We start from the raw sequence: 20,922 nt of genomic DNA, 5'->3' as shown, positions 1-20,922 counted from the left end.
TCAGCCCCGTTCCAGCCGCGCGAGCTCGACGCCGTCGTGGTCGACGAGCACGAGCACGTCACCGTCGAGCCCGGCGCGAGAGGAGAGTGCCAGGAGGTACGGCACCGGCTCGCCCTCGCAGCCGATCTCGGTGTGCCCGCCCGAGGTGACGACCAGGCGCCCCTCGGCGCCGACGCGCCAGGTGCCGTCCGCGACGTTGCACCCGTCGGTCCCGGTCCACGTGCCGTCCTCCGCGAGCACGACGTGCGGGTCCGTCGCGTAGACGGTCTCGGGCTGCCAGCGGCCGACCAGGTCCCCCGCGGTGGCGGGCTCTGCGCCGTCGGGCAAGGGGACGGGCTCGGCGGCCGTCGTGCGCACGGGCCCGGGCGTCTCCCCGGGGCGGGCGGGCGCGTCGGCGCCCGGCCCGGCGCACGAGGCGAGGAGCGCCACGGCGAGCACCGGGAGGGCCGTCGTCCTGCACAGGGGACGTCGTCGGGTCATGTCTCGATCGTGTCGCCCGGCGGTCGAACCTTGCACCGACCGTCCGGGCGGGCCGCCCGGCGCGGGGGTGGGGTGCCGTGGGACGATGCCGCCCGTGACGGAGCTGACCCTGGACGACGACGCCAAGCGCCGTGTGCTGCGCGCCAACCTCACGTACGCCGCGGTCCTCGTGCCGATCCTCGGGCTGACGGCGCTCTCCCTGGGGATCAGCACGCGCAATCTCGCCCTCGCGCTGGGCTACGCGTGCGTCGTGCTCGCGATGATCCCGCTGACGTACGTGCTCGCGCGCCGGTTCACCGACCGCTCCCGCGTCACGTTCGGCGACGGGTCCGTGACGGTCCAGGGGTGGGGCCGGCCGCGGCGGTTCACGGTCGCCGAGATCGAGCGCGTCGTCACGGTCGACAGCATGGGGTTCGGGGGCACGACGCCGACGCACCACCTCATCGTCGTGGGGCCGACGAAGCGCCTGGCCCTGCTCGTCGGGCAGATGTGGGACCGCGACCAGCTCTCGGCCCTCGCGCTCGACCTCGCGCACCGCGGCGTCCCGCTCAACCCGATCCACCGGCCGATCACGCCCGTGCAGCTGCGGGCGATGGACCCGCGGCTCGTGCCGTGGCGTCAGGCGCACCCGGTCGCGCTGGGCCTGCTCGTCGGGCTCGGGGTGCTGCTGTTCTTCCTGGTCGCGTTCGTCGTCATGGTCGCGCTCATCGTCTGACCGCCGCGTCCGGCCGGGCGCGGTCGTGCCAGTAGCCCTGCGCGTGCACGCGCGACCGCGCCACGCCCGCCGCCACGAGCTCGGCCCGGACGCGCGCGACCGTGGCGCTCTCCGTCGCGCACCACGCGTAGAACCCGTCGCCCGCAGAGGCAGCGGACCGGCCGTGCTCCGCCACCCAGTCGCGGACGGCGCCCAGCACCGCCCGCTCGGCGCCGCGACGTCGCGCGCGGGGCACGTGCTCGGCGCGCACGGTCGCGGGCACGTCCCCGAGCGGGGCGTCCGCCGGGTCGTCGGCCTCGACGAGCGCGTGCGCCCGGACGTCGGGGCCGAGGCTCGCGAGGATCCCGCGCACCGCGGGCGCGGACGTCTCGTCCGCGACGAGGAGCACGTGCCCGACGGCGGGCCCCGGGTCCCACTGGGTGCCGTGGTCGGTCACGCCGAACCGCGCGTGCGGCGCGGACAGCAGGACGCGGTCCCCGACCGCCGCCCGCCGCGCCCAGGCGCTCGCCGGGCCCGCGGGCTCGTGCAGGTACAGGTCGAGGTCGACCTCGGCGACCTCCGGACGCACGGCCACGGGCGTGTACGAGCGCATGACGGGTCGCACGTCGTCGTCGAGCGCGGACCACTCGCGGCGCCACGTGCTCTCGTCCGCGAGGCGCGCCCGGCGCGCGAGACGGTCCGTGCCCGGACCCGGGAGCAGGATCTTCACGCGCTGGTCGAGCCCGACGTCGGCGCACCCGGCCAGGTCCGGCCCGGCGAGCGTCACGCGCGCGAGGCGCGGGCCGACGTCGTGTACGCGGGCGACCGTCGTCGGGAAGAGCACGTTGGGCGACCGGTGGAACCGGCACCCGGCCGGGCCCCCGGCCGTCGCCGGGGGCGCGGCCGCCCCGTCAGGAGCCGGCACGGTCCTGCAGGAAGCGCTCGACGTCGTCGAGCACGGCCTGCCCGCCGAGCGGCCCCACGCCGCTGATCCAGTACGACTGGTCCACGACGCGCACGTCGGGGAACGACGCGGCGTTGAGCGGGATCTCCGCGGGGATCGCGGACGCGTCGTCGGGGTCGGCGGCCGAGACGAGCACGAGGTCGGCGGCGGCCTCGGTCACGCGCTCCGGGGACAGGTCGACGGAGATGTCCTCGCCCCACTCCTGCGCCGGCGTCGTGAACCCGACGCACTCGAGCGTGCTGCCCGCGAACGACCGCGGCCCGTACGCGGACACGATGCCGTCGCGCGGGCGCAGGAGCTGCGCCGTCCCGGAGACGTCGTGGTCCTCCTGGAGCTGGGCGCACCGGGCGTCGTAGGCGTCGAGCAGGGCCTGGGCGTCCGCCTCGCGGCCGAGCGCGCGGCCGACGAGCAGCACGTTCTCCTGCCACGGGTCGGTCTGGGTCGCCATGAAGACGGTCGGCGCGACGCTCGCGAGCTGGTCGTACAGGTCGGAGTGGCGCGACTCCGTGCCGAGGATGAGGTCCGGCTCGAGCGCCGCGATGGCCTCGAGGTTCGGCTCGGGGACGGTCCCGACGACCTCGATCGCCTGCGCCTCCTCGCCGAGGTACGCGGGCACGCCCGCCTCGACGCTCAGCACGGCGGCACCCACGGGGACCACGCCGAGCGCGACGGCGGTGTCCGTCTCGACGGGCTCGAGCGTCACGACGCGCTGCGGCGCCGCGTCGAGCTCGGCGGTCCCCCGCGCGTGCTCGACGGCGTATCCCGCCGCGGTGTCGTCCGGCGCCGGCGCACCGGTCGCCGCGGGCTCGGGGTCGGACGAGCACGCCGCGAGGAGGGTGGCGGCGAGCACGAGGGCGGTGGTGGTGACGCTGCGGCGCACGCGCGGGCTCGACGTGGTCCGGGAGATCGGCACAGGAGGTTCCTTCGTCGTGGGATAGGACTGCCTTACCTTACCTGGCTGCCCGGGGTGGGTGACGCCGCGCTGGATACGATCACTGCATGTCCGGGCCCGTGTTCGCCGGCGCCGCCGCCGGTCTCGTCGTGGGCGTCCTGCTCACCCTCGGGCTCGTGCTCGCCTGGCGGCTCGCGCGCGGGTCGCGCGAGCTCGGGAGCGACTCCGACCGGGCGACGTTCCGCACCCTCCACCTCGCGTCGCGCGCCGCGACGCACCTGCGCGACGGCCTCGACGGCGACGACGTCGGCCGCGCGGCCCGCTCCCTGCGCCAGCTCCTCGGCGCCGACGCGCTCGCCGTCGTCACGGCCGACGGCGCGGTCGCCCTCGACGGGAGCTCGACGCTCGAGCCGGACGCGCGGCGCGTCGCCGGGCGCGTCCTCGCGACGGGACGGCGCCACGTCGAGAGCGGCGACGTCGAGGACGCCGTCGGGGCGCCCGTCGTGGCGGGCGGGCGCGTCGCCGGGGTCGTCGTCGCGTTCGCCGACACCGTGCGTCCGCCGCTCGTGCGCGCCACGGGCGAGGTGGCGCAGTGGTGCGCGGCGCAGCTCGAGCTCGCCGAGCTGGAGGCGTCGCGCACGGCGCTCGCCCAGGCCGAGCTCCGCGCGCTGCGCGCCCAGATCAGCCCGCACTTCGTCTACAACGCGCTCGGCGCCATCGCGTCGTTCATCAGCACCGACCCCGAGCGGGCGCGCGACCTCGTGCTCGACTTCGCCGACTTCACGCGCTACTCGTTCCGGGGGCGCGGCGACTTCACGACCCTCGCCGACGAGCTGCGCTCGATCCACTCCTACGTCGAGCTCGAGCGCGCCCGGTTCGGCGAGCGCCTCGCCGTCACCCTGCAGATCGCGCCGGAGTCGCTGACGGCGGTCATCCCCTTCCTCTCCGTGCAGCCGCTCGTCGAGAACGCCGTGCGCCACGGCCTGGAGCCGCGCGAGCACGGCGGCACCATCGTCATCACCGCGCGCGACGAGGGCACCCAGACGGAGATCACGGTCGAGGACGACGGCGTCGGCATGGACCCGGCCGTCGTGCGCGAGCTCCTCACGTCGCGCGACACGACGCACGTGGGCCTGCGCAACGTCGACACGCGCGTGCGCCAGCTCTACGGCGACGACCACGCGCTCGACATCGAGACCGCGCCCGGCTCGGGCACGCTCGTGCGCCTGCGCGTCCCACGGTCGCAGCCGCTGCACGAGACGGAGGTGAGCGTGCCGTGACCGCCCCGGACCCGGCCCCGGCCGGCGGCGTCCCCGACGGGGCGAGGGACGCCGTCGGGCTGGACGCGCTCGTCGCCGACGACGAGCGACCCGTGCTCGACGAGCTCGTGGCCCTGCTGCGCCGCGACCCGCGCGTGCGCACCGTGCGCGGGGTCGCGAGCGGCTCCGAGGCGCTGCGCGAGCTCTCGTCGCGAACGGTGGACGCGGCGTTCCTCGACATCCACATGCCGGGCCTGACCGGCCTCGACCTCGCCCGCGCGCTCTCCCGGTTCGCCGACCGCCCGGCGGTCGTGTTCGTCACCGCCGACGAGGCGCGCGCGCTGGAGGCGTTCGACGTCGAGGCCGTCGACTACGTGCTCAAGCCCGTGCGGCGCGAGCGGCTCGCGCGCGCCGTCGACCGCGTCGTCGAGCGGGTCGCGGAGCGCACCGCGGCGGGGCGCGTTCCCGCGACCGACGCGGTGGCACCGCCCGCGAGCGCCGCCGCTCCCCCGCCGGCGGCCGGCGGCCCGGTGGGAGGCGCCGCACCGGCCGACGAGACGCTCGTCGTGACGGTCGGCACGACGACGCGGCTCGTCCGGCGCAGCGCGGTGCGGTGGGTGCAGGCGCAGGGCGACTACTCCCGGCTCGTGACGGACACCGAGCAGTTCCTCGTGCGCGAGCCGCTCTCCGACCTCGAGGAGCGGTGGGCGCCCGCGGGGTTCCTGCGCGTGCACCGGTCGTACCTCGTGGACCGCGCGGCAGTGACCGCGGCGCGGTTCGGCGGGGCGCAGCCCGCGCTCGTCGTCGCCGGGCACGAGGTCCCGGTGAGCCGCCGCATGGTGCCCGCGGTCCGCGAGGCGCTCCTCGGGCCGCACCGGGGCGCGCCGTGACGGGCACCGACCCGCGCCGCGACGCACGCGTGCGCGTCCGGTCCACGGACGTCCCCTCCACGAGCCGGGGCCCCGGCGAGGACGGGTCCCCGGGGGGCGGGGCGGCGTCGGGCACGACGCGGACCGGCGAGCCGGACGACGCCGCGACCGCGTACACGCGCGGGCTCGTCCGGGCCCAGCTCCGGCTCGGGCTGGCGTGCGTGGCGTCGTTCCTCGCCGTCGTCACGCTGCTCACGGTGACGATGAGCGGCGTGCCCGCGCTGGACGACGTCGTGGTGCTCGGCGTGCCGCTGCCGTGGCTCGTGCACGCGTACGGCTTCTACCCCGTGATCGTCGCGTTCGCGGTCGTCTTCGCGATCGCGGCGGCGCGCAACGAGCGCCGGTACCGCGCGCTCGCCGAGGGCGCGGGAGCGCCCGACGAGCCCGGCCCCGACGACGGCGGTGCGCCGTGACCAGCGCGCTGCCCCTCGTCGCGATCGCGCTGCTCCTGCTCGCGACCGGCCTCATCGGGTTCTACGGCCTGCGGATCTCGCGCACCACGAGCGACTTCTTCGTCGCGTCGCGCACCGTGCGGCCGGTCTGGAACGCGTCGGCGATCAGCGGCGAGTACCTGTCCGCGGGCACGTTCCTCGGGCTCTCGGGCCTCGTGCTGCTGTCCGGCGCAGAGGCGTTCTGGTTCCCCGTGGGGTACGCGGCGGGTTACCTGCTCGTCCTGCTGTTCGTCGCGGGCCCCCTGCGGCGCAGCGGCGCGTACACGATCCCCGACTTCGTGCACGCCCGGCTCGACTCCGTGGTCGCGCGCCGCGTGACGAGCGTGCTCGTGCTGGTCATCGGGTGGCTGTACGTGGTGCCGCAGCTCCACGGGGCGGCGCTCGTCATCACGAGCGTGGCCCCGGTGCCGCCGTGGGTCGGCTCGGTGGGGATCGCGGTCGTGGTGAGCGCCGTCGTCGCCGCGGGCGGGATGCGCTCCATCACGTTCGTCCAGGCGTTCCAGTTCTGGGTCAAGCTCACCGCCCTCGCGGTGCCGCTCGTCGTCGTGCTCATGGCGCTCGGGGGGGCGTTCGAGCCCGGCGGCGCCGTCGTCACGTTCGACCCCGCCGCCGTGTTCCCCCACGAGGCCGGGCCGGGCGGCCTCGACGCCTACGCGACCGTCTCGCTCCTGCTCGCCCTGCTGCTCGGCACGACCGGCCTGCCGCACGTCCTCGTGCGCTTCTACACCTCGCCCGACGGCGGCTCGGCCCGCCGCACGACCGTCGTCGTGCTCGTCATGATCAGCGTGTTCTACATGGTGTCGAGCACGCTCGGGCTCGTGGCGCGGGTCGTCGCGCCCGACCTCGCGGCGCCCGGCGTCGCGGACACCGTCGTCCTCACGCTGCCGACCCGCCTCGTGCCCGGGCTCGGCGGCGAGCTGCTCGCCGCGCTCGTCGTCGCCGGGGCGTTCGCCGCGTTCCTCGGGACGTCGTCCGGGCTCGTGGTAGCGCTGGCGGGCGTCGTGAGCCAGGACCTGTTCGGCGGCACCGTGCGGTCCTTCCGGTGGTCGGCGGTCGCGTGCACGCTCATCCCGCTCGCGTTCGCGCTCGTCACCATCCCGCAGGGCCTCGTGACGAGCGTCGGGACGGTGTTCGTCTTCGCCGCGTCCGCCTTGTCCCCCGTCATCCTGCTCGGCGTCTGGTGGCGCGGCCTCACCGCGCGCGGCGCGGTGGCGGGCATGGTCGTGGGGGCCGTCCTGTGCGCGACGGCGCTGCTCGCGTCGTCCGCGCTCGTCGCCACGGGGTACGGGAGACCGTCCGGCGACACGGCCGACGGCGTCCCCGGCGTCGTGCGCGCCCTGCTCGCCCAGCCCGCCGCCTGGACCATCCCGCTCGCGACGGCGACCGTCGTCGTCGTGTCGCTCCTCGACCGGCGCGGCCCGCCGCTGCGCACCGACCGGTTCCTCCGGCGTCTGCATGTGCCCGAGCGCCGGCGGGCTTGAGACCCGGAAGGCCGACGACGACCCGTCGCCACGCTCGGCGTCTGGGACATCGCTCGAGCACCTGAGATCTGTAGCGGAGGAAACCTGAAATTCGTCGCGTAGAGAGACTGCGATCTGTAGCGCGGGACGTCGGTACGCCTCCGACTGATCCCTCCGCATCTCACCTGGCGGGCGCTCTCGACCGCATGTCGGATGGGTCGTAGGATCGTGGCAACCATCCAGAGCGGTCGAGAGTCCTGGCTCGACGACACCGCAGCAACCCGCCGACGGAAGCCTCCCGAGGACAAAGGTGCTAACGCCAGGGTCGATGGAGTGACGCATGACCTCAGAGGCACCCTTCGCGCACCGTCCGGGCCGTCCGCGGCCGACGGTGTCGTTCGAGCTCATGCCCCCGCGCCGACCGGACGCGGCCCCGAAGTTCTGGGAGACGGCACGCCGTCTCGTCGCGACGCACCCCGACTTCGTGTCCGTGACGTACGGCGCGGCGGGCACCGACCGCGCGACCGCGCGCCAGGTCGTGGGACGGCTGCTCCAGGGCACGCCCGTGCTGCCGATCGCGCACCTCACGTGCGTCGGGGCGTCGCGCGAGGACGTGGAGTCGGTCATCACCGACTTCCTCGACGAGGGCGTGCGGAGCTTCCTCGCGCTGCGAGGCGACCCGCCGCGTGACCAGCCGGACTGGCAGCCCGCGCCCGACGGCGTCCGGTCGTCGACCGAGCTCGTCGCCCTGCTGCGCGAGGTCGAGGCGTCGCGCTGCGCGTCCGACCCGGCCGTCGCGCTGCGCGGCGCGGCCCGGCCGCTGACGATCGCCGTCGCGACGTTCTGCGACGGCAACCCCGCCGCCGGCACGAGCCGCACCCAGGAGGTGCGCCGCCTGTGGCAGAAGCAGCAGGCCGGCGCGAGCTTCGCGATCACGCAGCTCTTCTACGACGCGTCGTCGTACACCGACTTCGTCGCCGAGGCCCGTGCGGCCGGCGTGACGATCCCCATCCTCGCCGGGCTGCTGCCCACGACGGAGCCCGCGCGGCTCCGTCGCGTCGAGGAGCTCACGGGCGTGCGCGCGCCCCAGCACCTGCTGGACGCGCTCGACGCCCTGCCCGACCCGGAGGCGCAGCACGCCTACGGGATCGCGTACTCGGTCGACCTCGCGCAGCGCGTCCTCGACGCGGGCACGCCCGGTCTGCACGTGTACACGTTCAACAAGCACCGCGCCGCTCTTGACCTGCTCGAGGGTGTCCACCTCGGCGGCGGGTCGGGCGGGACCGGGGGCGGCGCCAGCGCCGCCGCCGCCCCGCTCGTCCCGGACCTGGCCAGCGGGCCGTGGGTCACCGGCACCTCCCTGCCCACGACGAGCGCCGCCACGCACGGCGCGCCCGTCTGACCGGTCCTCCGGACCAGCAAGAGGTTTCGATCATGGCCACTTCCGTACCCTCCCCTACCCAGAACCCGGTCGGATTCCCCGCCGGGACCGTGCTCGGCTACCCGCGCATCGGGCGCCGCCGCGAGCTCAAGAAGGCCGTCGAGGCGTTCTGGGCCGGCAAGACGTCGGCCGAGGAGCTCGAGGCCACGGCCCGCGAGCTGCGCCTCGCGACCGTGCGCCGCCTCGTCGAGCTCGGCCTCGGCACCGACGACGCGTCCGTCCCCGGCTCGTTCTCCTTCTACGACCAGGTGCTCGACGTCGCCGCCGCCCTCGGGGCGGTCCCGTCGCGGTTCGCGTCGCTGACCGACGACGCCGGCCGCCTCGACCTCGCGGGCTACTTCACCGTGGCGCGCGGCCAGGGGGACGACGCCCCGCTCGAGATGACCAAGTGGTTCGACACGAACTACCACTACCTCGTGCCCGAGATCGGCCCGGACACCCCGATCCGGTTCGTCGACGACCGCGTCGTGCGCGAGTTCGTCGAGGCGAAGGAGGCCGGTGTGGTGACGCGGCCCGTCGTCGTCGGGCCGGTGACGTTCCTCGCGCTGTCCAAGGCCGCGGACGACGCGCCCGCCGGGTTCGCGCCGCTCGACCGCCTCGACGACGTCGTCGCCGCCTACGCCGACCTGCTGCGCGCGCTCGCCGCCGCGGGTGCGCCGTGGGTCCAGCTCGACGAGCCGATCCTCGTCACCGACTCCGTCGACGTCCCGTTCGCCGAGCTCGCCGCCGCCGTGGGGTCCGCGTACCGCACGCTCGCGACGGAGCTCTCCGTCGATGCCGTGGACGCCGCGCAGGCGCGTCCCGCGATCCTCGTCGCCGCGCCGTTCGGCGGCCTCCAGGCCGCTGCCGAGCGCGACGGCGGGGAGGCCCGCGACGGTCTCGCGCTGCTCGCCGGCACGGACGTGGACGCGATCGCGATCGACCTCGTCAAGGGCGCGGTCCCGGCGGCGGCCGACGGCGGGGTCCCCGGCCTCGCGGGCAAGACGCTCGTCGCGGGCGTGATCGACGGGCACAACGTGTGGCGCGCCGACCTCGCGGCGAAGCTCGACGTCGTCGACACCGTCCAGGCCCTGGGCGCGGGCGCGGTCGCCGTCGGCACGTCGACGTCGCTGCTGCACGTGCCGCACGACGTCGAGGACGAGACGTTCGCCGAGCCCGGCACGGTGTCGGGCACGACGCTCGACCCGCGCCTGCGCGACTGGCTCGCGTTCGCGGACCAGAAGGTCGGCGAGGTCGCGACGCTCGCCGGCGCGCTCACGGAGGGTCACGACGCCGTCGCGGCCCAGATCGAGGCGTCCCGCGCGGCGGTGGCGTCGCGCGCGGAGGCGAGCGGCGTCGTCGTGCCCGCCGTGCGCGAGCGCGCGGCCGCGCTGAGCGACGCCGACTTCGCGCGCGGCGCGTACGCCGAGCGCGCGGCGGCGCAGCAGGCGCGCCTGAACCTGCCGCTGCTGCCCACGACGACGATCGGCTCGTTCCCGCAGACGCCCGAGATCCGCCGCGCCCGCGCGCTGTGGACGAAGGGCGAGCTGTCGGACGCGGACTACACGACCGCGATGCGTGAGGAGATCGCGCGCGTCGTCGCGATCCAGGAAGAGCTGGGCCTCGACGTCCTCGTGCACGGCGAGCCCGAGCGCAACGACATGGTGCAGTACTTCGCGGAGCACCTCGACGGGTTCGCCGTCACGGCGAACGGCTGGGTCCAGTCGTACGGGTCGCGCTGCGTCCGCCCGCCGATCCTGTGGGGCGATGTCACGCGGCCCGCGCCGATCACGGTCGAGTGGTCCGCGTACACGGCGTCGCTCACCGAGAAGCCCGTCAAGGGCATGCTCACCGGTCCCGTGACGATCCTCGCGTGGTCGTTCGTGCGCGACGACCAGCCGCTCGGCGACACGGCGAACCAGGTGGGCCTCGCGCTGCGCGACGAGATCGCGGACCTCGAGGCCGCCGGCATCGGGATCGTCCAGGTCGACGAGCCCGCGCTGCGCGAGCTCCTGCCGCTGCGCCGCGCGGACCAGCCGGCGTACCTCGACTGGTCCGTCGGGTCGTTCCGGCTCGCGACGTCGGGCGTGGAGGCGGCGACGCAGATCCACACGCACCTGTGCTACTCGGAGTTCGGCGAGGTCATCGGCGCGATCGACGGCCTCGACGCCGACGTGACGTCGGTCGAGGCGGCGCGCTCGCGCATGGAGATCGTGCCGGAGCTGCGCGACGCCGGGTACTCGCGCGGCATCGGGCCGGGCGTCTACGACATCCACAGCCCGCGCGTGCCCTCGACGGAGGAGGTCACCGAGCTGCTGGAGCTCGCGGTGAAGTCGATCGACCCGCGCGTCGTCTGGGTCAACCCCGACTGCGGCCTGAAGACCCGCCGCTACGAGGAGACCGTGCCGTCGCTCGAGCACCTCGTCACCGCGGCGAAGGCCGTCCGGGCCACGCTCGGCTGAACCCCGGAGACGCCGGAGGCCGGGTCCCGTCGGGACCCGGCCTCCGTGTCGAGGTGTCAGCGCTCGGTCGTGCCCGTGCCCGCCATCGGGAGGGCGAACGCGAGCGTCGCCGCAGCGAGGCCGCCCACGAAGAGCCACACGCCGCCGTCGACGCCGGACATGCCGGACCCCATGAGCACGAGCCCGCCGACGAACAGCGCGAACGCCACGACGAACCGTGCGACCGCGCCCGCGTGACCGGGGATGTCGCGCCCTTCGGTCCCGGTGGGGAGGGGGCTGTGCGCCGCCTGCTCGCTGGACGTGGTCATGGGGTTCTCCTTCTGAGGTAGGAACGGGAGCCGGACGTCGCCGTCGGCGATCAGTCCAGGTAGTTCTCCACCGTACCGGGGTCTCGCACCGTCGCCGCATCCGGGTCGCCGCCGAACTCGCGCGCGGCGCCGCGCTGGCGCAGCAGGTCCCAGCACTGGTCGAGCTCGACCTCGATCGCGCGGAGCCGCTCCTGCTCCTGCGGGCCCGAGATCTCGCCCCGGGCGAGCTGCTCCCGGAGCCGGTGCTCCTGCGCCACGAGCTCGCTGATCGTGCTGCGGATGCCGCCGTCGGTCGTCATGCCGTCCACGGTATGCCCGACGGCGCGGGCGCGCCCCGGGAGACCGGGCCCCACGCGGGCGCGGCGGCGGCGGTGCGCCCTAGGCTCGTCGCATGACGACGACGATCGGGCGCACGGTCCTGCTCTGCCGCGACCTCGACGCGAGCGCCGCGTTCTGGGCCGACGGGTTCGGCTTCCGCACGTTGTTCCAGGGGGAGACGGAGGGGTTCCCGCTGCTCCACGTCGGCCCCGGACGCGTCGACGAGCCCGGCCTGTGGCTCGTGCCGCTCCCCGAGGGCGGCGCCCCGCTCGTGCGGCACGGCCTGCCCAACCTCGTGCTCTACGTCGACGACCTCGACGCGACCCTCGCACGCCTCGCCGCGGCCGGGGTCGAGCCGTTCGTCGGGCCCGACGCCGACGCCGACACCGGTGACCGGTTCGCGCACGTCCACGACCCCGACGGGCACCGGGTCGTCGTCGTGCAGCTCGGGACGACGACCGACCCCGCGTAGCGGGCTAGCGAGCCCGCACCCACGTCGCGTCGTCGGCGAGGATCGTCACCTCGTCCTGGTCGACGACGACGAACCCGCCCCCGATCCGCAGCTCGGCCGTCGGGAGGTCCGGGGTGCGCAGCCGCACCCGGCCCGCCGTGAGCGACGCCGCGACCGGCTGGTGCCGCGGCAGGATGCCCAGCGTGCCCGACGCCGCCGGGACCGTCACGCTCCGCGCCTCCCCCGCCCAGAACACCCCGGACGGCACCACCACCTCCACGGACACCAGCCGCTCCCCGGCGGGTGCGGCGGTCTCGGACGGGGACGGCAGGGCGACGGGCACGGAGTTCCTCCCGGACGGTGGACGGCGGAACCTCCGAGTCTGGCCGGGCGACCTGCTCGCCGGGCCCGGCACTTCGTCACCCGGTCGGGGTCGAAGGTCACCGGGAACCACCCGCCGAGGTGGTGCCTGCGATCGGCTCGCGCGTCGACCGTGGGTGGCCCGCGCCACGATGGGTGCATGAGCACCCACGCGCACGGCATCCACCACTCCATCGACTACGTCGAGCTCCCCGTGACCGACCTCGCTGCCGCGCAGGCGTTCTACGGCGCGGCCTTCGGCTGGGAGTTCGTCTCCTACGGCCCCGGGTACGCCGGGATCCGCACGGCGGCGGAGTCCGGCGCGGACGAGGCCGGCGGTCTGCGCCTGGTCGAAGCCGGCGACGTGACGCGCGGCGGTCCGTTCGTCCTGCTGTTCTCCACGGACCTCGACGCGACGCTCGCCGCTGTCCGGAGCGCGGGCGGCGAGGTGGTCGAGGGCCCGTACGAGTTCCCCGGCGGCCGTCGGTTCCACTTCCTCGACCCGAGCGGCAACGAGCTGGGCGTCTGGGCGACGTCCTGAGGGACGGCGTCGGCCGTCTATTCGGGGGTGCGCGGCGACCCGGGCGGCAATCACGTTGACGACGGCGGGTGCCGAGGCGCACCATCGAGGGTGACGGTTGCCGTGGGCAGCCGTCCGTCGTGCCGGACGGGCACGACCACGGTTCAGGATCGCGCCGACGGCGCGCCGCACGGGACGAGGAGACGCGGATGCACGGCACCGCAGGCTGCGAGGTGGCCATGGCGGCCTGCTCGGGCGCCCTCTCCCCCCGCACCGTCACCCGCTGAGACCACCGGGCCGCGGGCCGTCGTCCCCGACGCCCGCCTCCCTCCGGGGCGCACCGCCGTCCGACGACCCCGTCGTCGCCCGGCTGCGCCGGTCACGACGCGACGGCTGCGGGCATGCCGTCCTCCCGCCCCCGGCGGCGCCGTCGTGCGCCCGGGCGAGCACGCGTCGTCGTGCACGCCCGCCGGGCTGCGGACCGTCCTGACACGGAAGCAGCGAACCCATGAACCCCCTGACCGAGAAGCAGATCCGCGCGTCGTTCGTCAACGCGTCCAAGCGCGAGGCCGCGCAGGCGACCCTCCCCGACCTCGACACGCTCGACTGGGACCGCCTCGACTACCTCGGGTGGCGCGACCGCAAGTCCCCGCTCCTCGCCTACGCCGTCGTGGAGGTCGACGACGAGCCGCGCGGCGTCCTGCTGCGCTCGACCGACGCCAAGACGGGCGGACGCCGCAAGCGCGCGGTGTGCGCGTGGTGCGAGGACGTCGTCGTGACGGACGACGTCAGCCTCTACGTGGCGCGCCGCGCCGGGGCCGCCGGGCGCCGCGGCAACACCGTCGGCACCCTCATCTGCACGCAGTTCCTCTGCTCGCAGAACGTCCGCCGGGCCCCCACCCGCACCGAGATGGGCGACGACGAGTCGATGCGCGAGCTGTTCGTCGAGCTCCGCGTCGACGGCCTCCGCGAGCGCTCCGCGCGCTTCGTCACCGAGGTCATGCGCGACGTGTGACCGACCGCGGCTCCACGTCGGCGGACCCGGGCTCTCCCTCGGTGGACCCGGGCTCTCCCTCGGCGGACCTGGGCTCGCCCCCGCGCCAGGAGGGCCACCAGTTCCACCGGCCCAGGAGCGTCATCGTCGCGGGCAGCAGCAGCCCGCGCACGACGGTGACGTCGAGGAGCACGGCGACGGCCATGCCGACGCCGACCTCCTTCATCGCGACGAGCTCGCCCGCCGCGAAGCCGAGGAACACGATGCCGATGGCGACGGCCGCCGTCGTGACGACCGGGCCGGACGCGGTGATGCCGCGGAGCACGGCCCGGTCGTTCGCGACGCGCGGGTCCTCGCCGGGCGTGCGGGCGCGCCACTCCTCCGCGGTGCGGGACAGCAGGAAGACCTCGTAGTCGGTCGAGAGGCCGAACACGAGCATGCCGACAAGCAGGGGCGTGGTGACGTCGAGCGCGCCCCACGGCTCGAACCCGAGGAGCGAGGCACCCACGCCGTGCTGGAACACGGAGACGAGGACGCCGAGCGTCGCGGCGAGCGTGAGGAGGTTGAGCACGAGGGCCTTGAGCGGCACGACGAGCGAGCCGGTGAGCAGGAAGAGCAGCACGAAGGTCGCGAGCACCACGACCCCGGCGGCGAGCGGGAGCCGCTGCGCGAGGTGCTCCTGGGTGTCGACGACCTCGGCGGCCGGTCCGGCGACCCGCACCTCCAGGTCGGTGTCGAGGGCGCGCACGGCGTGCACGAGGTCCTGCGCCGCCTGGGCCGTCGCGTCGCCGTCCGGGCCGACGTCGGGCGTGAGGTCGACGACGGTGACCTCGGGCGGGTAGCCGGTGTCCTGCATGGCGTCCTCGACGCCGGGCAGGGCGGCGGCACGGTCGAGGAGGTCGGTCACCGCCGGGTCGTCGACCGGGCCCTCGACGAGGACGGTGACGGGCGCGACGCCGAAGTCGGCGAAGCGGGAGGTGGTGGCGTCGGCGGCGAGGCGCGCCTCGGCGTCGGCGGGCAGCGAGCGGACCTCCGAGCTGCCGAGCGTGAGCGAGCCGAGCGGTGCGGCGAGCGCGAGCAGGAGCGCCGTCGCGCCGAGCGTGACGAGCACGGCGTGGCGCTGCGCGGTGCGCGCGAGCCGGCCGAGCGTGCCGGCGCCGCCACGGCCGCTCCACGGGTGGGACCAGGTGCGGGCGCCCGGCGCGGGGATCGCGCGGTGCCACGTCGCGACGAGCGCGGGGACGAGCGTGAGCCCGGCGGCGGTCGCGACGAGCACGACGATCGCGCCGCCCACCGCCATGCCGGAGAGCAGGGAGTCGCCGAGCAGGAGGAGCCCGGCGAGCGAGATGGCGACGGCGAGGCCGGAGGCGAGCACGGCCCGGCCGGCGGTCGCGAGGGTGCGCCCGACGAGCTCGTCGAGCGGGAGGCCCGGGGACGCGGCGCGCTCCTCGCGGAAGCGCGCGAGCACGAGCAGGGAGTAGTCGACCGTGAGGCCGAGGCCGAGCAGCGTCACGACGTTCACGGCGAACTCGTTGACGGGCACCACGCCGAGCAGCCCGCTGAGCACGAGCAGCGCGACCGCGATCGCGGCGAGCGCGGAGAGCAGCGGGACCAGGCCGGCCCGCAGGCCGCCGAGGACGACGACGAGCACGACGAGGAGCACCGCGATCGCGATCCCCTCGCCGACCGCGGCGTCGGTGATCGCCTGCTCGACGAACGCCTCCTCCGCGAGCAGCGCGCCGCCCACGAGCACCTCGGGGGTGTCGACGGTGTGCAGCGCGTCGGCGACGCGGTGCGCGAGGGCGAGGGCCTCGTCGTCGGACAGCGCGGGGTCGAGCTCGACGACGACGAGCGAGCCCTGCGCGTCGTCGGCGATGAGCCCGCCGCCGGTGTAGGCGTCGGAGAGCTCGACGACGCCGGGCATCGCGCGGATGTCGTGCATGACCTCGCTCGCGCTCGCGATGAGGTCCGCGGAGAAGTGGTCGCGGCCGGACAGCACCGCGACGACGGTCTCGCCCTCGGGGGCGAGCTCCTCGAGGCGCTGCGCCGCGAGGGCGGACGCGCTGCCCGGCGGGGCGGGGTCGACGTCGGAGGTCTTGTCGAAGACCGCCCCGCCGAGCACGGCGCCCGCCACGAGGAGGACGGCCCAGACGACGAGGACCACGCCCCGGCGGCGGGCGGCGAACCGTCCGGTCCGGTGCAGCAGGCGTCCGAGCGTCATGGGGGCTCCCCTCGTCGGGAACTCGTCGGGGAGTCGTGGAGTCGGCCTCGGCGGGCTCGCCCACGACGTTCGTGCGGTGCGTCCGTGCGGCAGCGCGCGGACGTGAGCACCCTACGCGAGGGTGGGAGCGCCGTCGGACCGCGCTCCGCCCTGCGGGGACGCCCTGCCGGGCGCCGGACGAGACAGGTCGGGGGGGGGCGGCTCGTGCCGCCGCCCCCGCCCGGTGCGACCCGGGACGGACGGCTCACGCCGCCCGCCCCGGGGCATCGGCTCAGCCGCAGCTGGCGGCCTCGTAGGCGGCGTCCGCCTCGAACGTCCGGCCGTCACCGGTCGCGGAGACCTGCGCGACGCCGGCCTCGACGGACGTGGCACGCGTCGCGAACGACTGGTACGCGGAGGCACCCGGCTGGACGCCGGTCACCGTCTTCGTCCCGAACGGCGTCGTGAGCGTGACGTCCGCCGGCACCGTGTCGTCGTTCGTGGCACGGACCGCGACGTAGACCTTGCCCGCGAGGCAGCGGGTCTGGACCGTCGTCGAGATCGCGAGCTCCTCGACGGGCTCGTCGGTCAGCTCCTTGAACCGGATGTTCCGGTAGTTGACCATCTCGCCGTTGCCGTGGTTCTGGATCCCCACGAAGCTGTTGACCAGGCGGGCCGGGTCGGTGCTCGTGAAGTCGTTGACCAGCACGTCGTTGAGGTAGATGCGGATGCGGTCTCCCTCCACCCGGATGTCGTACGCGTTCCACTGGCCGACCGGCTTGAGCGAGGCCTCGACGGCCGCGGCGTCGGCACCCTGGAACGTGTAGACGGCGCCCGTGGTGCGGTCGGCGGCGTCGGTCGCGTCGATCTGGATCTCGTAGCCCTTGTTGACGGCCACCCACGGGTCGTCGCCCGGGTTCGGGAACCCGACGAAGACACCGCCGTTGTCGTCCTTGAGGAGCTTCCAGTCGAGCTTCAGGCTGTAGCTGTCCCCGAGCTCCTGGTTGTACCAGAGCAGGCCCATGCCGCCCGCGCCCTGGATCGAGCAGTCCTCCTGGCGGCCGAAGCCACCCGGACCGGCCATGCGCCAGCCCTCCTGGAGGCTCGCGAGGGTGCCGTCGAAGAGGGCGGTGTAGCCGTCCTCGACCTCGCCCGGGGTGCAGATGTCCGGGTTCTCGCCGATCGAGAGCACGTCGATGTTGATGTTGCCCTGGTCGCCCGTCTCGTACGCGAGCGTGATGGTGTTCGTGCCCGCCTGGAGCTCGAGGTCGCGCGTCTGCACGCCCCAGTCCTTCCAGCTCCCCGTCGTCGGGAAGTTCCACTGGCCGAGGTCCTGGCCGTTCACGTGGAGCGAGACGTTCTTGGACCGCAGCTCGGTGTACGGGTGGATGCCGTTGGCGTAGCGCACGTTCACCGGGTAGGTGCCCGCCTCGGGGACGGTCACGGAGAACGTGCGGCCGGAGCCGACGCTCGTCATGCCCGCGGCGAAGCCGGAGCCGGAGTAGTTGCTGTGGTCCGAGCCGATGCTCGAGCCGCCGAGGGGCTGGGCCAGCTCCGCCTCGTACCAGCCGCGGTCGGCCGGGGCGACGTAGCCGGGCAGCGAGTTGAGCGTGTACCAGGCCTCGGTGCTGAGGAGCTCCGCACCGCCGGCCGAGGCGAACGGCCGCGGGGACCGGACGTGGACCACGTGACCGGGCTTGAGCCCGTCGATCTTCAGCGTGACGGTCGTGCGGTCCTCGGACACCTGGGCGTCCGTGACGAAGAGCGGCTGCTCGTCGACCTTCGGGCCGCCGTACTGCTGCGTCGGCACGTAGCGCCACTGCTTGATCTGGTACGCGTCGGCGAGGTTCTCGACGACCTCGTCGGAGACCGGGTCGGTGTACTCGATCTCGAAGCCGCCCTCGACCACGCGCATCTCCTTCATGTCGAAGGAGTCCTCGTTGACGGGGACGAGCTTCTGGAGGCCGAACCGGAGCTTGCCGGACTCGCCCCAGTTGCCGCCCTCACCGGTGCCGCCGGCGTAGAGCGCACCGTCGGGACCGTAGATGACGCGGTTCACGCCGACCTCGAGGCCCGCGGTGTGGCGGAAGACCGCACCCTGGAACTCGCCGTCGACCTTCTCGAGGAACGCGCGCTGGATGCCGCCGTACGTCACGTCGCCGAGCAGCATCTGGCCCGCGAACTCGCCGTCCTCGACGAGGATCGGGTTGCCCGGGGAGTTGGCGATCTCGTTCTGCGGCAGCCACACGGCCGGCGGGGCGACGGGGTTCGAGTCGAACGGCCCGGCCGGGTTCGTGTAGTGGTTGTAGAACTTGTCCTGCTGGATGTGGATGAGCTTGTTCGACGGCAGCCAGGCACCCTGGTTGTCCGTCGCGAAGATCTCGCCCTCGGGGCCGAAGCCGATGCCGTTCGGCGTGCGGAGGCCGCCCGCGACGTAGCTCACCTCGCCCGTCTCGCGGTCGATCTTGATCGACGTGCCGCGGTTGGCCGCGGGCTGCGGGTTCGTCGTCGCGCCGCCGTTGTTGATGGCCACGGAGAGGTTGACGTAGAAGTAGTCCTCGTCGTGGATCAGGCCGAACGCGAACTCGTGGAAGTTGCCGCCGTCGGGCCACTCCGCGATCTTCGTGTGGGTGTCGTAGAAGCCGTCGCCGTCGGGGTCGGTGAGCTGCGTGAGCTGGTACCGCTCCGAGACGAAGATCGAGTCCTCGACGACCTCGATGCCCATGGGGTTGAGCAGCTCGTCCGCGACGAGCGTCGCCGTGACGTCCTCGGGGCCGTCGGCCGTGGTGACGCCGTCGAGGAAGTAGACCTCGCCGGACACCGGGTCGGGGCGCCAGCCGCCGGAGCTGACCTCGCCCGTCGTCACGACGGCGAGCTGCTCGTCCGGCGTGAACGCCAGGCCGGAGACCTTCGGCTCGAAGCCCGCGGGGCGCAGGTCGACGAGCTCGTAGTTCGGGTTGACGGAGTCGAGCCGCAGCCCGTCGCCCGCCGTGTCGGTCGCGCCCTCGCAGTACTTGTACCCGGGGGCCGTCACGCGCACGACGCCGGCCTCGGTGCTGAGCGCCGAGGTCGGGATCACCTGGAAGGAGGAGCTGCCCGGCGTCTTCCACGCGAGCGTGAGGCGCTGCTTGTCGCCGCCCTCGTAGTAGTCGACGCGGAGGTCGTGCACGCCCGCCGTGAGGGTCGCGCTGCCCTCGACGGAGGTCGAGTCGTTGGGGCCGTCGTTCTCGAGGACGAGCTGGCCGTCGATGTAGACGAGCGCGCCGTCGTCGTTGGTCACGCGGAACTGGTACTGGCCGTCCGCGGGGACGTGCAGGTTCGCGCTCACCTGCGAGATGAAGTTGTCCTCCGCGCCGAACTGCTCGGCCGTCGACCAGTCGATGGTCGGCATGAGCTTGTCGACGTTGGGCGTCTGCCCGGACTTCAGGGTGCAGACCCCACCGGGGTTCTGCGCGAGCTGGAAGGTCCGCAGCGTGACGCCGGGCTCCTGCTCGGGGAGATCGGCCGCGGCGGGGACGGCCCAGCCCGCGACGACCAGGGCGCCGAGGGTGAGGGCGGCCGCGCCGCGTCGGTACCTGATCCGGCGGGACACCGGCAGGCTGGTGCGTTCGAGCATCGTTGCTCCTTACTCGGTCGGACTACGAGTCCACGGAGCGTAACCCCTGCCTGGCCCCGTCGATGACAACGCTGGACAGGCTAGCCCGCGTTCTATCGATGTGTCTACAACTTCCGTCGTACCGTCGACAAAAGTGCTCCCGCCTGCGGCGTCGTACGCTCACGGCATGACCGCACGCCACGGCGACGTCGCCGACCGGACCGCGTCCCGCCCGTTCGCCCAGGTCGACGTCTTCACCCGCACACCGACCCTCGGGAACCCCGTCGCGGTCGTCCTCGACGCCGTCGGCCTCACGGACGAGCAGATGGCCGCCTTCGCGCGCTGGACCAACCTCTCCGAGACGACGTTCCTCCTGCCGCCCTCGCCCGACGGCGCGGACGGCGGCGCCGACTACCGCCTCCGGATCTTCACCCCGGCGGGCGAGCTGCCGTTCGCGGGCCACCCGACGCTCGGGTCGTGCCACGCGTGGCTCGAGGCGGGCGGCACCCCGCGCTCGGGCGACGTCGTCGTGCAGGAGTGCGGCGTCGGGCTCGTGCCGATCCGGCGTGAGGAGGGCACGGAGCGGCTCGCGTTCGCCGCGCCCGCGCTGCTCACCGACGAGCCGGTCCCGGCCGACGACCTCGCCGCGATCGTCGCCGCGCTCGGCGTGCCCGACGAGGCCGTCCTCGACCACCGCGTGCTCGACAACGGCCCGGGCTGGCGCGTCGTCCTGCTCGACTCCGCCGCACGCGTCACCGGGCTGACGCCCGACTGGTCCCGGCTGCGCGCCGAGCACCCCGACCTCTCGGTGGGCGTCGCCGGCCTGCACGGGGACGACGGCGGCCCCGACGGCACGGCCGTCGAGGTGCGCGGGTTCGCGCTCGCCATGGGCATCCCCGAGGACCCGGTCACCGGGAGCCTCAACGCCGTCGTCGGGCAGTGGCTCACGCGCGACGGGCGCCTCCCCGGCCGCTACGTCGCCGCCCAGGGCGCCGCGCTCGGCCGGGCCGGGCGTGTGCACGTCGAGCGCGACGGCACCGGGACCGTCTGGGTCGGCGGGTCGAGCGTCACGTGCGTCGCGGGGACCGTCCGCCTCTGACGGGTCGTCGCCGCGGAAAACGGAGGCCGGGGCGCCCGCCCGCTCCGTAGACTCGGGCAAGTGTC

At 74.7% G+C, this 20,922-nt stretch carries 19 protein-coding genes and 1 riboswitch; of the genes, 11 read left to right on the top strand and 8 right to left on the bottom strand.

From position 1 onward, the window contains the following. A complete protein-coding gene (locus AC3WT4_RS00270; protein WP_108049944.1) occupies window positions 1-480 on the bottom strand; it encodes an META domain-containing protein in 480 nt (159 codons plus the stop codon). A 94-nt stretch (window positions 481-574) separates the two neighbouring features. Here AC3WT4_RS00270 and AC3WT4_RS00265 point away from each other — a divergent pair, with 94 nt between their 5' ends. Beyond that, window positions 575-1,195 (top strand): hypothetical protein, encoded by a 621-nt coding sequence (locus AC3WT4_RS00265; protein ID WP_492314371.1) that lies wholly within the window; start codon window positions 575-577, stop codon window positions 1,193-1,195. Here AC3WT4_RS00265 and AC3WT4_RS00260 read toward each other — a convergent pair. After that, window positions 1,185-2,099, bottom strand: coding sequence for a siderophore-interacting protein (locus tag AC3WT4_RS00260; protein WP_492314370.1), 915 nt, complete (start codon window positions 2,097-2,099; stop codon window positions 1,185-1,187). The two genes, AC3WT4_RS00265 and AC3WT4_RS00260, sit on opposite strands and share 11 nt — an antisense overlap. Next, entirely contained in the window at window positions 2,086-3,051 is a 966-nt protein-coding gene (locus AC3WT4_RS00255) for an ABC transporter substrate-binding protein (protein ID WP_286186108.1), read from the bottom strand. The genes AC3WT4_RS00260 and AC3WT4_RS00255 overlap by 14 nt, the downstream gene beginning before the upstream one ends. 86 nt (window positions 3,052-3,137) lie before the next feature. Between AC3WT4_RS00255 and AC3WT4_RS00250 the strand changes: the two genes are divergently transcribed. From AC3WT4_RS00250 to metE, 6 genes are all read left to right on the top strand, one after another. Further along, on the top strand, window positions 3,138-4,310 hold the full coding sequence (locus AC3WT4_RS00250; RefSeq protein ID WP_492314369.1) for a sensor histidine kinase: 1,173 nt from the start codon (window positions 3,138-3,140) through the stop codon (window positions 4,308-4,310). A gap of 59 nt (window positions 4,311-4,369) precedes the next feature. Continuing rightward, window positions 4,370-5,179: a LytR/AlgR family response regulator transcription factor gene (locus AC3WT4_RS00245; RefSeq protein ID WP_492314551.1), complete on the top strand. Its 810-nt coding sequence runs from the start codon at window positions 4,370-4,372 to the stop codon at window positions 5,177-5,179. Next, window positions 5,176-5,631, top strand: coding sequence for a heavy metal transporter (locus tag AC3WT4_RS00240; protein WP_492314368.1), 456 nt, complete (start codon window positions 5,176-5,178; stop codon window positions 5,629-5,631). The genes AC3WT4_RS00245 and AC3WT4_RS00240 overlap by 4 nt, the downstream gene beginning before the upstream one ends. Next, on the top strand, window positions 5,628-7,151 hold the full coding sequence (locus AC3WT4_RS00235) for a sodium/solute symporter (protein ID WP_492314367.1): 1,524 nt from the start codon (window positions 5,628-5,630) through the stop codon (window positions 7,149-7,151). Before AC3WT4_RS00240 ends, AC3WT4_RS00235 begins: the two co-directional genes overlap by 4 nt. A gap of 211 nt (window positions 7,152-7,362) precedes the next feature. Beyond that, a riboswitch (SAM riboswitch) is annotated at window positions 7,363-7,465 on the top strand. Window positions 7,466-7,470: 5 nt separating this feature from the next. Beyond that, a complete protein-coding gene (locus AC3WT4_RS00230; protein ID WP_074803813.1) occupies window positions 7,471-8,532 on the top strand; it encodes a methylenetetrahydrofolate reductase in 1,062 nt (353 codons plus the stop codon). A 32-nt stretch (window positions 8,533-8,564) separates the two neighbouring features. Next, a complete protein-coding gene (gene metE, locus AC3WT4_RS00225) occupies window positions 8,565-11,012 on the top strand; it encodes a 5-methyltetrahydropteroyltriglutamate--homocysteine S-methyltransferase (RefSeq protein ID WP_492314366.1) in 2,448 nt (815 codons plus the stop codon). A gap of 56 nt (window positions 11,013-11,068) precedes the next feature. On the opposite strand, the gene AC3WT4_RS00220 is transcribed toward metE, so the two are convergent. Together AC3WT4_RS00220 and AC3WT4_RS00215 are read right to left on the bottom strand one after the other, a co-directional pair. After that, entirely contained in the window at window positions 11,069-11,320 is a 252-nt protein-coding gene (locus tag AC3WT4_RS00220; RefSeq protein ID WP_021483231.1) for a hypothetical protein, read from the bottom strand. A gap of 50 nt (window positions 11,321-11,370) precedes the next feature. Beyond that, entirely contained in the window at window positions 11,371-11,619 is a 249-nt protein-coding gene (locus tag AC3WT4_RS00215) for a DUF2630 family protein (protein ID WP_031316756.1), read from the bottom strand. Between the two features lie 92 nt (window positions 11,620-11,711). On the opposite strand from AC3WT4_RS00215, the gene AC3WT4_RS00210 reads away from it, so the two are divergent. Then, window positions 11,712-12,110 (top strand): VOC family protein, encoded by a 399-nt coding sequence (locus AC3WT4_RS00210; RefSeq protein WP_074803817.1) that lies wholly within the window; start codon window positions 11,712-11,714, stop codon window positions 12,108-12,110. A gap of 4 nt (window positions 12,111-12,114) precedes the next feature. Here AC3WT4_RS00210 and atpC read toward each other — a convergent pair whose 3' ends face one another. Further along, a complete protein-coding gene (atpC, locus tag AC3WT4_RS00205) occupies window positions 12,115-12,432 on the bottom strand; it encodes an ATP synthase F1 subunit epsilon (protein ID WP_257418372.1) in 318 nt (105 codons plus the stop codon). 177 nt (window positions 12,433-12,609) lie between these two features. Here atpC and AC3WT4_RS00200 point away from each other — a divergent pair, with 177 nt between their 5' ends. Both AC3WT4_RS00200 and AC3WT4_RS00195 read left to right on the top strand, forming a co-directional pair. After that, a complete protein-coding gene (locus tag AC3WT4_RS00200) occupies window positions 12,610-12,990 on the top strand; it encodes a VOC family protein (protein ID WP_492314365.1) in 381 nt (126 codons plus the stop codon). A gap of 487 nt (window positions 12,991-13,477) precedes the next feature. Continuing rightward, window positions 13,478-13,984, top strand: coding sequence for an FBP domain-containing protein (locus AC3WT4_RS00195; protein WP_108049957.1), 507 nt, complete (start codon window positions 13,478-13,480; stop codon window positions 13,982-13,984). Here the strand turns inward: AC3WT4_RS00195 and AC3WT4_RS00190 are convergent. Both AC3WT4_RS00190 and AC3WT4_RS00185 read right to left on the bottom strand, forming a co-directional pair. After that, complete coding sequence (locus AC3WT4_RS00190) at window positions 13,968-16,184, bottom strand: MMPL family transporter (protein ID WP_492314364.1); 2,217 nt, start codon at window positions 16,182-16,184, stop codon at window positions 13,968-13,970. The genes AC3WT4_RS00195 and AC3WT4_RS00190 overlap by 17 nt on opposite strands. Window positions 16,185-16,455: 271 nt before the next feature. Beyond that, complete coding sequence (locus AC3WT4_RS00185) at window positions 16,456-19,779, bottom strand: 3-keto-alpha-glucoside-1,2-lyase-like domain-containing protein (protein ID WP_074803825.1); 3,324 nt, start codon at window positions 19,777-19,779, stop codon at window positions 16,456-16,458. Between the two features lie 166 nt (window positions 19,780-19,945). On the opposite strand from AC3WT4_RS00185, the gene AC3WT4_RS00180 reads away from it, so the two are divergent. Beyond that, a complete protein-coding gene (locus AC3WT4_RS00180) occupies window positions 19,946-20,857 on the top strand; it encodes a PhzF family phenazine biosynthesis protein (protein ID WP_108049961.1) in 912 nt (303 codons plus the stop codon). Window positions 20,858-20,922 lie beyond the last annotated feature (65 nt).

The sequence above is a fragment of the Cellulosimicrobium sp. EB106-03-01-XG111 genome, assembly GCF_058792115.1.
This window is presented reverse-complemented; position numbering and strand designations above follow the sequence as displayed.

Coding starts and splice junctions, on each gene's coding strand:
- AC3WT4_RS00270 (WP_108049944.1), bottom strand. CDS start 480: ATGACCCGACGACGTCCCCTGTGCAGGACGACGGCCCTCCCGGTGCTC.
- AC3WT4_RS00250 (WP_492314369.1), top strand. CDS start 3,138: ATGTCCGGGCCCGTGTTCGCCGGCGCCGCCGCCGGTCTCGTCGTGGGC.
- AC3WT4_RS00230 (WP_074803813.1), top strand. CDS start 7,471: ATGACCTCAGAGGCACCCTTCGCGCACCGTCCGGGCCGTCCGCGGCCG.
- metE (WP_492314366.1), top strand. CDS start 8,565: ATGGCCACTTCCGTACCCTCCCCTACCCAGAACCCGGTCGGATTCCCC.
- AC3WT4_RS00220 (WP_021483231.1), bottom strand. CDS start 11,320: ATGACCACGTCCAGCGAGCAGGCGGCGCACAGCCCCCTCCCCACCGGG.
- AC3WT4_RS00215 (WP_031316756.1), bottom strand. CDS start 11,619: ATGACGACCGACGGCGGCATCCGCAGCACGATCAGCGAGCTCGTGGCG.
- AC3WT4_RS00210 (WP_074803817.1), top strand. CDS start 11,712: ATGACGACGACGATCGGGCGCACGGTCCTGCTCTGCCGCGACCTCGAC.
- AC3WT4_RS00200 (WP_492314365.1), top strand. CDS start 12,610: ATGAGCACCCACGCGCACGGCATCCACCACTCCATCGACTACGTCGAG.
- AC3WT4_RS00195 (WP_108049957.1), top strand. CDS start 13,478: ATGAACCCCCTGACCGAGAAGCAGATCCGCGCGTCGTTCGTCAACGCG.
- AC3WT4_RS00190 (WP_492314364.1), bottom strand. CDS start 16,184: ATGACGCTCGGACGCCTGCTGCACCGGACCGGACGGTTCGCCGCCCGC.
- AC3WT4_RS00185 (WP_074803825.1), bottom strand. CDS start 19,779: ATGCTCGAACGCACCAGCCTGCCGGTGTCCCGCCGGATCAGGTACCGA.
- AC3WT4_RS00180 (WP_108049961.1), top strand. CDS start 19,946: ATGACCGCACGCCACGGCGACGTCGCCGACCGGACCGCGTCCCGCCCG.